Genomic DNA, 13,533 nt, shown 5'->3' with positions numbered 1-13,533 from the left:
CGCCCGCGGCTCCTGGCCGGCCGAGCGCCCGCCGCGCGGGAGCCGCTGGCTGACCGCCTTCGCGATCGGGGCCCTCGTCATGACTGCTCTGCCCGCGATCGCGGTGCTCGTCGGCGCGCTCATCGTCGGGGCGGCCATCGGCGACGCCGCCACCCTGGCCGACGCGGCGTGGCGAGCCGTCCTGGCCACCCCGCTCGCGGTCCTGGCCGCCGGGCTGGTCTATGCGCTGCTGGTGCTGGGCTCCGTACGCCTGCTCGGCGTGGGTCTGCGGGAAGGCTACTACCCGGTGCGCAGCCGGATCGGCTGGCAGGTCTGGATGACCGAGCGCATCCTCGACGGCGCCCGCACGCTCCTGTTCCCGATCTACGCGAGCCTGCTCACCCCGATCTGGCTGCGCCTGCTCGGCGCGAAGGTGGGTGCCGGGGTGGAAGCCTCCACCGTGCTGCTCATCCCCGCTCTGACGACCATCGCCCCCGCCGCGTTCCTGGCCGACGACACCATGGTCGCCTGCTACGAACTCGGCGGCGGCTGGTTGCACATCGGGCCGGCCAAGATCGGCCGCCGGGCCTTCCTCGGCAACAGCGGCATCGCGGGCGCCGGCCGCACGGTGCCGCGCAACGGGCTCGTCGCGGTGCTCTCCTCCACGCCGCGCAAAGCGAAGCGCGGATCGTCATGGCTGGGCAACCCGCCCGAACGGCTGCGCCGCACCACGACGGATGTCGACGAAGCCCGCACCTTCCACCCGCCGGCCCGGCTCGTCACCTGGCGTGCGCTGTGGGAGCTGCTCCGCATCGTGCCGGTCATCGCCACGGCCCTGATCGCCCTCGGTGTGCTCGTCGCCCTCGAGGGGCTCTGGCTCACGGTCGGACTGGGGTGGACGATCACGCTCTCAGGCCTGGTGCTGCTGGCCGCGGGGGCCGTCGCCGCCCTGGTCACCACGGCCGCGAAGTGGATGCTGGTCGGCCGGATCGACGCCACCGAGCATCCGCTGTGGTCGTCGTTCATCTGGCGCAACGAGGTGTCGGACAGCTTCGTCGAGATGGTCGCCCGCCCCTGGTTCGCGGCGAAGGCGGCCGGCACGCCGGCGCTCGCCGTGTGGCTGCGCACCCTCGGCGCGCATATCGGGCACGGCGTCTGGTGCGAGTCCTACTGGCTGCCGGAGGCGGACCTGGTGACCATCAAGGACGGCGCGACGGTGAACCGGGGCTGCGTGGTGCAGACGCACCTGTTCCACGACCGCATCATGCAGCTCGACCGGGTCACCCTGGCTGCGGGGGCCACGCTCGGGCCGCACAGTGTGATCCTGCCGGCCGCGGGCATCGGCGAGGGCGCCACCGTGGGTCCGGCCTCGCTGGTGATGCGCGGGGAACGCGTGCCGGCCGGATCGGTGTGGTCGGGCAATCCGATTTCGCCGTGGCGCAGCCGGCCATGGCAGACTTGACGCCGACCATGCCACGCACCTCGCCCAAAAGCCCGCCCAAAAGCCTCGCCCCGCTGCCGCCCAAACCAGCGCTCGGTCCGGCCGGCGCCACCGCCCCGGCCCCCGGCCACGGCGCCGCCACCGCGGGAGACCCCTACCTCCCGGGCAATGGGAACGGCGGCTACCTCGCCCTGCACTACGACCTGGACCTCGACTACCGGGTGTCCACCAACCAGTTACGGGCCACGGCGACCGTGCAGGCCCGCGCGTCGATGCGGCTGCACCGGTTCAGCCTGGATTTCGCCGGCCTCACGGTGGACCGGGTCACCGTCAACGGGGAGCGGGCGGTGAGGACCAGCCAGAGCGCGCGCAAGCTCACCATCACGGTGGCGACGACGATCGAAGCCGGTGAGCCGTTCGAGGTGACCGTGCGGTATCGCGGAGCGCCGCATCCGTTGAAGAGCATCTGGGGTGAGGTCGGCTGGGAGGAGCTCGACGACGGTGTGCTCGTGGCCGGCCAGCCCACCGGCGCGGGGTCGTGGTTCCCGTGCAACGACCACCCGAGCAACAAGGCCTCGTTCCGCATCCGGATCAGCTGCGAAGACCCCTATACGGTCGTGTCGAACGGTGCCTTGATCGCCCGGGCGACCCGGTCGGGACGCACCAGCTGGACCTACGAGGTGAAGGAGCCGATGGCCACCTACCTGGCCACGGTGCTGATCGGCCGGTATCGACGCTCCGACCTCGCCGCCGCCCCGGTGGCCCAGCGCATCTTCTACCCGGCGAACCTCGCCCGGGAGGTGGCGGTGGACTTCGCCCGGCTTCCAGAGATGATCGCGGTTTTCGCCGACCTGTTCGGCCCCTACCCGTTCGACGCCTACTCCGTCGTGGTCACCGACGACGAGCTGGAGATCCCGCTCGAGGCCCACGGTCTCGCCATCTTCGGTCGAAACCACGTCGACGGCGCGCACGGCAGCGACCGGTTGATCGCCCACGAGCTGGCCCACCAGTGGTTCGGCAACAGCCTGACCCTGGTGCGGTGGCAGGACATCTGGCTGCATGAGGGGTTCGCCTGCTACGCCGAGTGGTTGTGGGCGGAGGCCGGCGGAGGACTCCCGGCCGATGCGAGCGCCGCCGTGCACCGGGCCGAGATCGAGGCGATGCCGCGCGATATCGTCATCGGCGAACCGGGCCCGCAGGACATGTTCGACGACCGAGTCTACAAACGCGGCGCCCTGGCGCTGCACGCGGTGCGCCGGTCGCTCGGCGACGACGCCTTCTTCGGCGCCGTGCGCGCCTACACGCAGGCGCGCCGCAACGGTTCCATCACCACGGAGGATCTCGTCGAGTTCTTCTCCGTGCACACCGGCAGCGGCGACATCCGCCGGATCGTCGACCGCTGGGTCTACCGGAGTGCCCTGCCCAAGCTCTAGGCCGTACCGTTCCCGTGGTGACGGATGTCGTCAGCCGGCACCACGCACACGGTCGGCCCGCCCGCGGCGAGTCCGCCCTCGGCGAGCACGGCGACCGTCCCGACGAGTCCGGGTCCAGGGTCGATGCCGCGGAGCCGGATCGCATCGACGGGGACGCGGGTGCCGCGCCAAGCGTCGAGGCGGGGCGTGCCGAGGCCCCGCCGGCCGGGCAGCGAGACGGCCAGGTCGCGCGGGTCCACCCGGAGTCCGTCGCCCGTGCACTTCAGCACCGCCTCCTTGGCGGTCCATAACCGGGCCCGCGCTCCGGCGGCGTCGGAGGGGGAGAACTCGGCCAGGGCGGCGAGCTCCGTCGGCCCGAACGCGACCGCGTCGAACGCGACCGCGTCGAACCCGCCCCGGGAGACGGCCGCGACGCTCTCGATGTCGACCCCGACCGGGCCGAGGAATGTCAGAGCGAACGCCACGCGCCCGCCGGCGCGACCGAGGCTGACGTGCAATGCGCGGGAGCCGGCGACACAGCCGGACGCCATCGCCACCAGCGGGCGGCCGTGGTCCCGGCCCCCGCAATGCGGGCAGCTGCGTTCGATGTGCACGGTGGCCGGATCAACACCGAGCAGCCAGGATGCCGCGGCAGCCAGGAACCGCCGCTCGGCGGCATCCGTTGCCCCGCGGGGAGCCACGACGAGGAAGACGTCGCCGGCTCGCTCAGAGGTCACGCCCCCAACCTACCGCGCGCCGCCGGCGGCGGTCAGCGGGCGGCGCGCCCGGTGCGACACTGGTACCTGGTATCTAAGGAGAGCGCGTGGCACTGATCGACAACGCTGTGTATGTGAACGGCAGGCGGGCGGCGAACCCGCAGACGCTCGACGAGACCTTCGAGGTGATGAAGGCCCACAGCGGCTTCGGCTGGATCGGGATGTACCGGCCCTCACCCGTCGAGGTGCGCTCGGTCGCGGCCGAATTCAGCCTGCACCACCTTTCGGTCGAAGACGCGCTGAAGGGCCACCAGCGGGCCAAGCTGGAGCGCTTCGACGACATCCTCTTCGTGGTGCTGCGGCCGGCCCGCTACCTCGACCAGGAGGAACGCGTCGAGTTCGGCGAACTGCACGTCTTCGTGGGCCCGGACTTCGTGGCCACCATCCGCCACGCCGAGTCTCCGAATCTCGCCCTGGTGCGCGAGCGCATGGAGAAGACGCCTGAGCTGCTCGCCCTCGGGCCGGAGGCCGTGCTCTACGCCATCCTCGACCAGGTCGTCGACGAATACGGGCCGGTCGTCGCCGGGCTGGAGAACGACATCGACGAGATCGAAAACCAGCTCTTCGACGGCGACCAGGCCGTCGCACGGCGCATCTACGACCTCTCCCGGGAAGTGATCGAGTTCCAGCGCGCGACGCAGCCGCTCGTGGGCATGCTGGAGTCGCTGCAGAAGGGCTACGCCGCCCACGCCGTCCCCGCGGAGCTCAGCCACCACCTGCGGGACGTGCTCGACCACACCCTGCGCGTGGTCGAGCGCGGCGACGCATTCCGTCAGCTGCTCGAAAACGCCCTCACCGTGCACAGCACCCTGGTCACCCAGCGCCAGAACGAGGAGACCCGGCGGCTGACCGAGACCAGCGTCGCCCAGAGCGAGGAGGTCAAGAAGATCTCCAGTTGGGCCGCCATCCTCTTCGCGCCCACCCTGGTGGGCACGATCTACGGCATGAACTTCACCCACATGCCCGAGCTCACCTGGGTGTTCGGCTACCCGTTCGCCCTCGCCCTGATGCTCGTGATGGGCGTCGGCCTCTACGGCGTGTTCAGGAAGAACGGATGGCTGTAGCCGGCTCCGCAGCCGGCTACGGCTGCAGGGACCGCCAGGCATCGACCTCGGCAGCCAGGGCCGCCTTCTCCCCGAGGGTCAGGAACGACGCCTCGATCCCGTTCCGGGCGAGCAGGGCCAGGCGGTCCGGTCCCAGGCCGAACTCCGTGTCGAGCGCGGCCAGGTTGTCGTCGATGTACCCGCCGAAGTAGGCCGGGTCGTCGGAGTTGACGCAGACGAGGAGACCCCGGTCGAGCATCCGCACGATCGGGTGGTCGGCGAGGGTGTCGATCACGCGCAGCCGCACATTCGAGAACGGGCAGACGGTGAGCGGGATGCGGTCCCGCACCAGCCGGTCGAGCAGTGCCTCGTCTTCCAAACTGCGGATGCCGTGGTCGACGCGTTCCACCCCGAGCAGGTCGAGGGCCTGCCAGACGTAGTCGGGCGGCCCCTCCTCGCCCGCGTGCGCCACCAGGCGCAAACCGTGAGCGCGGGCCAGGGCGAAGACCTCGGTGAAAAGCTCCGGGGGATACCCGACCTCGGCCGAGTCCAGCCCGATGCCGTCGATCGGCACCCCGCCGGCCAGGATCTCGCGCAGGATCTGCAGCGCCTCGGCGGCCGGACGGTCCCGGAGGAACGTCACGATCAGCTTCGTGCTGATGCCCCAGTCCTTGACCGCGCCGTCCAAAGCGTCGCGCACCCCGGCCAGGGCGGTGTGCAGCGGGACCCCCCGGCTCGTGTGCGCCTGCGGGTCGAAGAAGATCTCCGCATGCCGCACCCCGGCGGTGCGGGCGCGGGCCAGGTAGGCGCGGGTCAGGTCGGTGAAGTCGATCCGCTCGCGCAGCACGTCCAGGGCCCGGTAGTAGAGGTTCAGGAATGACTGCAGGTCGGTGAAGTCGTACTGGGCGCGCAGCTCCGCCAGCGATGCCCACGGCAGGGTCACCGCGTTCCGCGCGGCCAGCTCGAAGAGCAGCTCCGGTTCGAGGGTTCCCTCGATGTGCAGGTGGAGTTCGACGAGGGGGAGTTTCATTGCACCATTCTCGCCGAGGCGAGCCGAATCGATGACGGCCGCACCTGCGTCCGCAACCCCCGATTGGGGTCGATTCGGGCCCGAATCCGCGCAATTCCGGGCTGCCTACCGGGGAATCGGAGGTGCGTGAATTAGGGTGTCGAGTGTGTGGCGCCTCGATAAGAAACTAGATGACGACGGCATCCTGACGGAAATTCAGGATGCTCCGCCCGCCGACCCGCACGATTCTGCGGCTCCGCACGCGGTCAGCCTGGGCGATCCGTCCCTCACCGTGGGCAACGTGGCCGACCCCGTCTGGCAGCGCTGGCGTGACGAACTCGCCGAGGTGGGCGGGCGTTCCCCGCTGCTGCACTTCAGCGACGGACCCCGCACGCGGATCGAACTCAGCGCCACCCACCCGGGCGGCCTGCCCCAGTTCATCACCGGCAAGACGACGCTGCTCTCCAACCTGATCCGGGACGAGCTGGCCCTGCGGAACGCCAGGCTGGCGGCCGGCGAGATCACCCAGAAGGGCATCGAACTGCGCTCCATGCGCGGCATCGAGTCGGTGCACCTCGCCATCGGCCTCGCCGAGTGGCGCCACAATGATGTGGACTACAGCGCCCCCGTGCTGTTGCGCCCGCTCGCCATCCGCCGCTACGGGCGCGACTTCGAACTCAAGCTCAAGGGGCAGCCTTTCCTGAACCCGGAACTGGCCCGGGCGCTGAAAAACCAGTTCGAGATCGTTCTGGATGCCGACGCGTTCGTGGCGCTGGCCGTCACCAACGGCGCCTTCAAACCGCAGCCCGTGATCGACCGGTTGCGCGGCCTCACCTCGCACCTGCCCTGGTTCAACGTGGTGCCGCGGCTCGTGGCCTCCTCCTTCGCGGACGTGGGCCGCGCCCTCGCCGCCGACGCGGCCAGCCTGGACCACCCGCTGCTCGACGCGATCGGCGGCAACAGCACCGCTCGCCGCGCCATCGAGACCGCGTACAACCCCGTCGTCCCGATCGGCCAGGATTCCCGGCCGCCGTCCACCGACACCCTGCTCCTCGACGCCGACTCCGAGCAGGAGAACGTCGTCGCGCAGATCGCGGCCGGCAACTCGCTCGTCGTGAAGACCCTCCCCGGCACCGGCGGCACGCAGACCATCGTGAACGCGATCGGCTCGCTGATCGCGCAACACAAGCGCGTTCTCGTGGTCAGTGCCCGCCGGTCCAGCCTCGACGGCATCGCGCACCGGCTGGTGCAGGTGGGGCTGCCCGGGGTCGCCGTGACCCCGCGCACCCTGCGGCGGGACCTGATCCAGTCGATCACCCGCAACGAGAAGGCCACCCAACCCCTGGTCGGCGACGTCGACGACGCCCTGGTGCGCCTGCGCAAGGTGCTGCTCGACTACCGGTCGGCGCTCACCCGCCGCGACCCGGCACTCGGCGTGTCCGTGCTCGACGCCCTCGGCGAGCTGGCCCGTCTGGCGCAGCTCCCCGCCCCGCCCTCGACCACGGCTCGGCTCGACCGCCACGCGCTCGAACGCCTGGCCCAGAACCGGCCGACCGCCGCCGCCACGCTGATCAAGGCGGCCGCGCTCGGCGAATTCCGGTACGGCCCGGGCGACTCGCCCTGGTACGGAGCCTCCTTCACCTCCACGGCCGACGCCTCGGCGGCGCACCAACTGGCCAAACGGGTCAACCAGGTCGAACTCCCGCGCCTGCTCGAGCGGGCCGCCGGCCTCGTCGGCCAGACCCGCCTGCGCCCCTTCGAGACCATCGCCGAACTCGGCGTGTACCTGCGGCTGCTGCTCGACATCCGGGAGACGCTCGACAAGTTCCAGCCCGCCGTCTTCGACCGGTCCCTGACCGAGCTGATCTCCGCGACCGCGTCCCGCCGGGAGTCGCCCGAGATGACCGGCGCCAACCGTCGTCGCCTGCGCAAGCTCGCCGTGGAATACCTGCGCCCCGGCGTGCACGTGAGCGACATGAACGAGTGCCTGCGCCGCATCCAGCAGCAGCGCACCCTGTGGCAGCGCTTCGTCGTTGCCGGTGTCACCCCCGAGGTGCCCGTGGGCATCTCGGATGTGCACGTGGCCTACCAGCGCGTTGCGGAAGACCTGGCGAGCCTCGACATCCCGCTCGGAGCGGCCGGAACCACCCGGCAGCTGTCGAACCGGCCGGTGAAGGAACTCATCTACGCGATCTCCGGCCTGGCCGCCGAGAGTGAGGTGCTGGCGAACCTGCACGAGCGCACCGCCCTGCTCGCCACCCTGCGCGAACACAATCTCGACCCGCTGATGACCGACCTGTCCGAGCGCCACGTGTCCGAGAAGGACGTCGCCGACGAGCTGGAGCTCGCCTGGTGGCAGTCCGTGCTCGAGACCATGCTCAGCGGCGACAAGGCCCTCCTGAACGCCAACACTCAGGTTCTCGACCGACTCGAGGCCGACTTCCGCCTGGTCGACGAGGCCCACGCCTCGACCACCGGGCAGCTGCTGGCGTGGCTGCTCGCCGAGACCTGGAAAATCGGCGTCGTCGACTGGCCCGAGGAGGCCGACAACCTGCGGCGCCTGCTGCGCGCCGACCGGGCCACCCCGACCCGCCTGCACAAGGCGGCCCCGCACCTGGGCCGCGTGCTCGCCCCGGTCTGGCTGGCCTCACCCTACGAGGTTGCCGGGCTCGACGACCTGATGAGCTTCGACACCGTGCTGCTCGTCGACGCCGGCGCCACCACCCTGGCCGAGAACGTCGGCGCCATCCGTCGCGGCCGGCAGATCGTCGCGTTCGGCGACCCGGTCACGCAGACGCCGTCGTCGTTCGAGGCCGGCATCACGGCCGCCGCGGACGACAAGCCGGTGCAGGAGACCAACGTCGACGCCCTGCACGCCGACTCGGCCCTCGCCCGTCTCGGCGAACTGCTGCCGACCCTCACCCTGACCCGCAGCTACCGTGCCGGCGGCGAAGACCTCGCGGAACTCGTCAACCACCGGTTCTACGGCGGACGGATCGACTCCCTGCCCTGGGCCGGCAGCTACCTCGGACACGGAAGCCTCACCATCAACTACGTCGCCGGCGGACACGGTATGCCCGACGCCGACTCCGGGGCCGTGGAGAGCGTCGACGCCGAGGTGGCCAAGGTCGTCGAACTCGTCATGGATCACGCCGTCAAGCGCCCGAAGGAGTCGCTGATGGTGATCACGGCCAGCGCGCGGCACTCCGTGCGCGTGCACCAGGCCGTGCTGTCCGCCTTCTCCAAGCGCACCGACCTCGCCGACTTCATTTTGAAAGACCGGGCCGAGCCGTTCACGGTCCTCACCCTCGAGCAGGCCGTGGCGCAAAGCCGCGACCGGGTCATCTTCTCCATCGGCTACGGCCGCACCCCGCACGGCCGGCTCCTGACGAACTTCGGTTCGCTGGGCGAACCGGGCGGCGAACGGCTCCTGGCCATCGGCATGACCCGTGCCCGCCGCGCCATGGACATCGTCTCCTGCTTCCGCCCGTCCGACATCGATGAGGACCGCCAGCGCCACGGCATCCTCGCTCTCTCCCAGGTGCTCAGCGAGACCGAGGCGCGCCGCAACGAGGCGCAGGTTCCCGACGCGAGCGAGGCCATGCTGGTCGACCTAGCCCGCCGTCTGGAACGGCTGGGCCTCACGGTGTCGCTCGGGCACCGCGGCAAGCTGGCCCTGGCCGGGTCGCACGCGGGCCGCGCCGTCGTCGTCGAAACGGATGCCGTGGTCGGCCGGTCGAGCCTACGCGAGTCCCTGAGGCTCCGCCCGGAAGTGCTGCGCCGCCTCGGCTGGCACTACCTGCGGGTGCACAGCTTCGAACTCTTCAGCAACCCGGATGCGGTGGCCGCCCGCGTGGCCGCCCTCGCCGGAGTGACGGCGCCGCCGCGCTCCGGAGCCGGGACGACGGCATCCGGTGCACCGGCGCACGGCGCGAGCGCGCCCGGGTCGTCGGGCCCGGTGCGCCGGCCCGGTGCCTGAGCGCGTCGTGCCCGAGAGGGATGGTCTCGACACGCCCGATCACCGGGACCCGGTCGACGACGGGGATGCATCCGTTGTTCCTCGGCAGTCGGTCGTCAAGTCGGCCGGCAAATCCCGGCGCGCCCGGCTGACCCCGGCGCCCGACACCGACCCGGATCCGCACCCGCCGGTGCTGCGTGAGGAAGGCGGCGTCGTGCCCGCCGATCCCGCGGGACCGGGCGCTCGGGGCGTCAACGACGACCGGCTCCGTCAGGACCGCCCGCCGCACTGGTAGCCGGTCCCGGCCGGCACGGCGGTCGGGCTCTGTTCTACCGGGTGTGTTTCGGACCCTGGTCGAGTGTCGCGCCGGCGGCCAGCAGGTCGCGGATGTCGGTCAGGAGGTCGAGCTCGGTCGTGGGGGCAGCGGCTCCCTCGGCCGCGGCGGGAGCCGCTGCTGCGCGGCGACGCTCCTGCGCCTCCTTGAGGTGGTTGAGCGGCATCACGAAGACGAAGTAGACGACGGCCGCGACCAGGAGGAAGTTGATGACCGCAGCCAGCACGAGTCCGAACGACAGCTCCCCGCCGCCGGGAAGCCCGATGACCATGGCCTTGGCCAGGCTCTTCGAGTTGAAGATCGCCGCGATCAGCGGGTTGAAGAGGCCCGTGACGATCGCGTTGACCACCGCGGTGAACGCGGCGCCGATGACCACGGCGACCGCGAGCTCGATGACGTTGCCGCGCATGATGAATTCTTTGAAGCCCTGGATCATACGGATACTCCGTTGGTGGTTTCGGCGCCAGGGAAGGCGGAGGGTGCGGTGATGGAGGGCGCTAGGAAGTCTTCGCGGCGGCCGTGCTGACGGCGCTCGTGCTCGCCGCTTTCGCGGGCGCCGAGCTGCCCATTGCGGGGGCGGCGGACTTCTCGCTGGAAGAGCTGGAGCCGGAATCGCCCGACTTCGGCTCTGACTTCTTGTCTGACTTCGTCTCGGAGGTCTTCGACGAACGCTCGAGGGAGCGCTTCGCATCCGACCGGGCGTCGTTGCTGTAGAAGCCGGACCCGCTGAAGGTCACGCCGATCGACGAGAACACCTTGCGCAGCTTGCCGCCGCAGGCGGGGCACTCGGTGAGAGTGTTGTCGGTGAATGCTTGCTGGATGTCGAACGCGGTGTCGCACTCGGTGCAGCGGTAGGAATAGGTAGGCACTGTAACTCCGATGGGGGAACCGGCCCGCAGGCCGGAGTCTCCGATTATGAAATGACTTTCGTTGAGCGGGAAAGGAGGGGGGGGGATCAGAACGCGATGATGCGCGTGGGGGTGACCAGGCCGTCGACGGGCTGGTCGTGCACCTCGCGGGGTACCTCGTCGACGAACTCGTTGTCGAAGATGACGGCATACACCGGGGGGCACTTCTCCATCGAGCCGAGGGTCTTGTCGTAGTAACCGCGACCCCAGCCCATGCGCAGCCCGGTCGCATCGACGGCGGCGGCCGGCACGATGATCAGATCGACGTCGTTGATCGCGATCGGGCCGAGCAGGCTGCCCCCTGCCTCGGGGGCACCCGAGAGACCTTCGAATTCGGTCTGGTCCTCGCCGACGGTCCAATCGAGGAGGCCGTCGTCGCGGGACACCGGGAACAGCACCCGGACGCCCTGGGCCTCCGCCCAGTTCACGAACGGCCGGGTGTCCGGTTCGTTGCGGGACGACAGGTAGCAGGAGATGGATCGGGCCGACAGGTCCAAGGCTATGCTCTGCAGATTCTGGGTGAATCCGGCCGTTGCGGCCTCCCGCTCGACCGAGGTCAGGTTCTGGCGGCGCTCGCGCAACTCGGCGCGAAGCGCGCGCTTTCGGTGACCGATGTCGGAGTCCATATAACTCATCTTAGATGCCGATATGGTGGGGACCATGGGGACATCAATTACCAAAGCCGTCATTCCCGCCGCAGGACTGGGCACTCGCTTTCTGCCGGCCACGAAGGCCATGCCGAAGGAGATGCTGCCGGTTGTCGACAAACCGGCCATCCAGTATGTGGTCGAGGAAGCCGTGTCCGCGGGCCTGACCGACGTGCTGATGGTCACCGGGCGCAACAAGAACGCGCTGGAGAATCACTTCGACCGCATGACCGAGCTCGAGGCGATCCTGAAGAAGAAGGGTGACAGCAGCCGGCTGGAGAAGGTCAACCACGCCACCGAACTGGCCGACATCCACTACGTGCGCCAGGGGGACCCCCTCGGCCTCGGTCACGCTGTGCTGCGGGCCAAGATGCACGTCGGCAAGGAGCCCTTCGCAGTCCTGCTCGGAGACGACATCATCGACGACCGCGACCCGCTGCTGGCGAAGATGATTGCGGAGCAGGGCAAGCGCAACACCAGCATCATCGCGCTGATGGAGGTCGAGCCCTCACAGATCAGCCTCTACGGCGCCGCCGCGGTCGAGGCCACCGACGACCCCGATNCGAACCTGGCCATCATCGGCCGCTACGTGCTGCGCCCCGAGGTCTTCGACGTGCTCGAGCACACCCAGCCGGGCAAGGGCAACGAGATCCAGCTCACCGACGCCCTGCAGGAGATGGCGCTGAACCCGGAGGCCACCGGCGGCGTCTACGGGGTCATCTTCCGCGGCCGCCGCTATGACACCGGCGACCGCCTCGACTACATCAAGGCCATCGTGCAGCTGGCCGTGGACCGCGAGGACCTCGGACCGGACCTGCGGCCCTGGCTGCACGAATTCGTCGCCACGCTCGACTAGGAACCAGGACACTGGCGGTACATTGAGGAAAGACCATTTCGGGATTGAGTAGACGGGCACACTGTGGCGATCGCACTGCCGACGCTTCATGAGGGACCCGTGACCCTGCGGCCGATCCGATTGCGCGACGATCGCATCCTCGACCGTTCCCTGATGGAGAACCGGAGCTGGCTGCGCACCTGGGAGGCCACCAGCCCGTACGCGCCGATGTCCTTCGACACCCGCTCCAGCATCCGCAGCCTGCTCGCGCACTCCCGCGCCGGCAGCGGACTGCCGTTCGTGGTCGAATATCAGGGCGAGCTGGCCGGTCAGCTCAACGTGTCGTCGATCACCTGGGGCTCCCTGTCCTCAGCCACCATCGGTTACTGGGTGGGCGAGGAATTCGCGGGCAAGGCGATCACGCCCACCGCCGTGGCTCTGGCCACCGACTACTGCTTCGGCCAGCTCGGGTTGCACCGGATGGAGATCTGCATCCGGCCCGAGAACGTGCCCTCGCTGCGGGTCGTGGAGAAACTCGGCTTCCGCTACGAGGGTCTGCGTCGCCGATATATCCATATCAACGGCGACTGGCGGGACCATTTCTGCTTCGGCCTGGTGGCCGAGGAAGTGCGCCAGGGCGTGCTGAACCGTTGGCAATCCGGCCGGGTGCCGGTCGACGCCGCCCGGGTGACGGACGCCGACCGGGCCGCGGCCGCGCAACCGTTGCCGGTGAGTGACCGATGAGTCCGATAATTGCCCGTGACACACCCTCGATAATCATCCTCGTAAGCCTGCGGCGCTCCTACCTTAGAGACTATGAGTAGCGAGGTCCTGGGCGGGGGAGTGATGATTGCGGTCGCGGCTGCCCTGTGGGTGACCTACCTCATGCCGACCTGGGCGCGCCGCCGCCAGTATCTCACCACCGAGCGCAACGCCGTTCGACTGCAGCAGACCATGCGCATTCTGGCCGAGACATCCGAGGTGCCCCAGCAGGTGCGGCTCGAAGCGAACGCCCGAACCGTCGTGACCCAGCGCAAGCTGCTGGCCCAGGCCGAAGACGATGCCCGGGCCGAAGCGAAGGCCGTGACGGATGCCGCGGCGTCCGCCCGCCGCTCCGCCGCGGCCCTGGCCGCCGCGAACCGTGCCGCCGCCGCCCGGGATGCGGCCGGTCAAGCCGCCGCCGTTCGTGCC

General features: G+C 70.0%; 12 protein-coding genes and 1 pseudogene. 8 read left to right on the top strand and 5 right to left on the bottom strand.

Translation table 11 applies throughout. The features are described from left to right. Together E3T23_RS12855 and E3T23_RS12850 are read left to right on the top strand one after the other, a co-directional pair. Window positions 1–1,441, top strand: a 1,441-nt coding sequence (locus E3T23_RS12855) for a Pls/PosA family non-ribosomal peptide synthetase (RefSeq protein WP_338145452.1), incomplete at its 5' end; no start/stop codon positions are given. Next, window positions 1,429–2,853, top strand: a complete 1,425-nt coding sequence (locus tag E3T23_RS12850; protein WP_241977914.1) for a M1 family metallopeptidase — start codon at window positions 1,429–1,431, stop codon at window positions 2,851–2,853. The genes E3T23_RS12855 and E3T23_RS12850, both read left to right, overlap by 13 nt. Here the strand turns inward: E3T23_RS12850 and E3T23_RS12845 are convergent. Further along, window positions 2,850–3,569: a 4'-phosphopantetheinyl transferase family protein gene (locus tag E3T23_RS12845; RefSeq protein ID WP_134370824.1), complete on the bottom strand. Its 720-nt coding sequence runs from the start codon at window positions 3,567–3,569 to the stop codon at window positions 2,850–2,852. The genes E3T23_RS12850 and E3T23_RS12845 overlap by 4 nt on opposite strands. 86 nt (window positions 3,570–3,655) lie before the next feature. On the opposite strand from E3T23_RS12845, the gene E3T23_RS12840 reads away from it, so the two are divergent. Beyond that, window positions 3,656–4,672, top strand: coding sequence for a magnesium and cobalt transport protein CorA (locus E3T23_RS12840; protein ID WP_134370823.1), 1,017 nt, complete (start codon window positions 3,656–3,658; stop codon window positions 4,670–4,672). 16 nt (window positions 4,673–4,688) lie between these two features. On the opposite strand, the gene E3T23_RS12835 is transcribed toward E3T23_RS12840, so the two are convergent. Beyond that, window positions 4,689–5,681 carry an adenosine deaminase gene (locus tag E3T23_RS12835; protein ID WP_134370822.1) on the bottom strand — a complete coding sequence of 331 codons (993 nt, stop codon included), beginning with the start codon at window positions 5,679–5,681 and terminating at the stop codon, window positions 4,689–4,691. Between the two features lie 145 nt (window positions 5,682–5,826). Here E3T23_RS12835 and E3T23_RS12830 point away from each other — a divergent pair, with 145 nt between their 5' ends. Together E3T23_RS12830 and E3T23_RS12825 are read left to right on the top strand one after the other, a co-directional pair. Further along, complete coding sequence (locus tag E3T23_RS12830) at window positions 5,827–9,639, top strand: AAA family ATPase (protein ID WP_241977912.1); 3,813 nt, start codon at window positions 5,827–5,829, stop codon at window positions 9,637–9,639. 7 nt (window positions 9,640–9,646) lie between these two features. Further along, window positions 9,647–9,913, top strand: a complete 267-nt coding sequence (locus E3T23_RS12825; protein WP_134370821.1) for a hypothetical protein — start codon at window positions 9,647–9,649, stop codon at window positions 9,911–9,913. 34 nt (window positions 9,914–9,947) lie between these two features. On the opposite strand, the gene mscL is transcribed toward E3T23_RS12825, so the two are convergent. From mscL to E3T23_RS12810, 3 genes are all read right to left on the bottom strand, one after another. Next, window positions 9,948–10,388, bottom strand: coding sequence for a large conductance mechanosensitive channel protein MscL (gene mscL / locus E3T23_RS12820; protein WP_134370820.1), 441 nt, complete (start codon window positions 10,386–10,388; stop codon window positions 9,948–9,950). A gap of 61 nt (window positions 10,389–10,449) precedes the next feature. Then, window positions 10,450–10,821: an FmdB family zinc ribbon protein gene (locus E3T23_RS12815; protein ID WP_134370819.1), complete on the bottom strand. Its 372-nt coding sequence runs from the start codon at window positions 10,819–10,821 to the stop codon at window positions 10,450–10,452. Between the two features lie 86 nt (window positions 10,822–10,907). Beyond that, window positions 10,908–11,486, bottom strand: coding sequence for a 5-formyltetrahydrofolate cyclo-ligase (locus tag E3T23_RS12810; RefSeq protein WP_134370818.1), 579 nt, complete (start codon window positions 11,484–11,486; stop codon window positions 10,908–10,910). Between the two features lie 34 nt (window positions 11,487–11,520). Here E3T23_RS12810 and E3T23_RS12805 point away from each other — a divergent pair, with 34 nt between their 5' ends. The 3 genes and pseudogenes from E3T23_RS12805 to E3T23_RS12795 all read left to right on the top strand — a co-directional run. After that, a complete protein-coding gene (locus E3T23_RS12805; RefSeq protein WP_134370817.1) occupies window positions 11,521–12,363 on the top strand; it encodes a UTP--glucose-1-phosphate uridylyltransferase in 843 nt (280 codons plus the stop codon). Between the two features lie 63 nt (window positions 12,364–12,426). Further along, window positions 12,427–13,086: a GNAT family N-acetyltransferase gene (locus tag E3T23_RS12800; protein WP_134370816.1), complete on the top strand. Its 660-nt coding sequence runs from the start codon at window positions 12,427–12,429 to the stop codon at window positions 13,084–13,086. A 72-nt stretch (window positions 13,087–13,158) separates the two neighbouring features. Next, window positions 13,159–13,533 (top strand): annotated as a pseudogene (locus E3T23_RS12795) (hypothetical protein); the annotation flags it as partial.

It is taken from the genome of Cryobacterium cheniae (assembly GCF_004403395.1).
Lineage (GTDB): Bacteria > Actinomycetota > Actinomycetes > Actinomycetales > Microbacteriaceae > Cryobacterium > Cryobacterium cheniae.
Note: the sequence above shows the minus strand (reverse complement) of the source record. Positions and strands in the feature narration are given on the sequence as shown.

Bases quoted from the DNA above. Each gene is read 5' to 3' on its own strand.
- E3T23_RS12850 (WP_241977914.1), top strand. From the start codon at position 1,429: ATGGCAGACTTGACGCCGACCATGCCACGCACCTCGCCCAAAAGCCCG.
- E3T23_RS12835 (WP_134370822.1), bottom strand. From the start codon at position 5,681: ATGAAACTCCCCCTCGTCGAACTCCACCTGCACATCGAGGGAACCCTC.
- mscL (WP_134370820.1), bottom strand. From the start codon at position 10,388: ATGATCCAGGGCTTCAAAGAATTCATCATGCGCGGCAACGTCATCGAG.
- E3T23_RS12810 (WP_134370818.1), bottom strand. From the start codon at position 11,486: ATGGACTCCGACATCGGTCACCGAAAGCGCGCGCTTCGCGCCGAGTTG.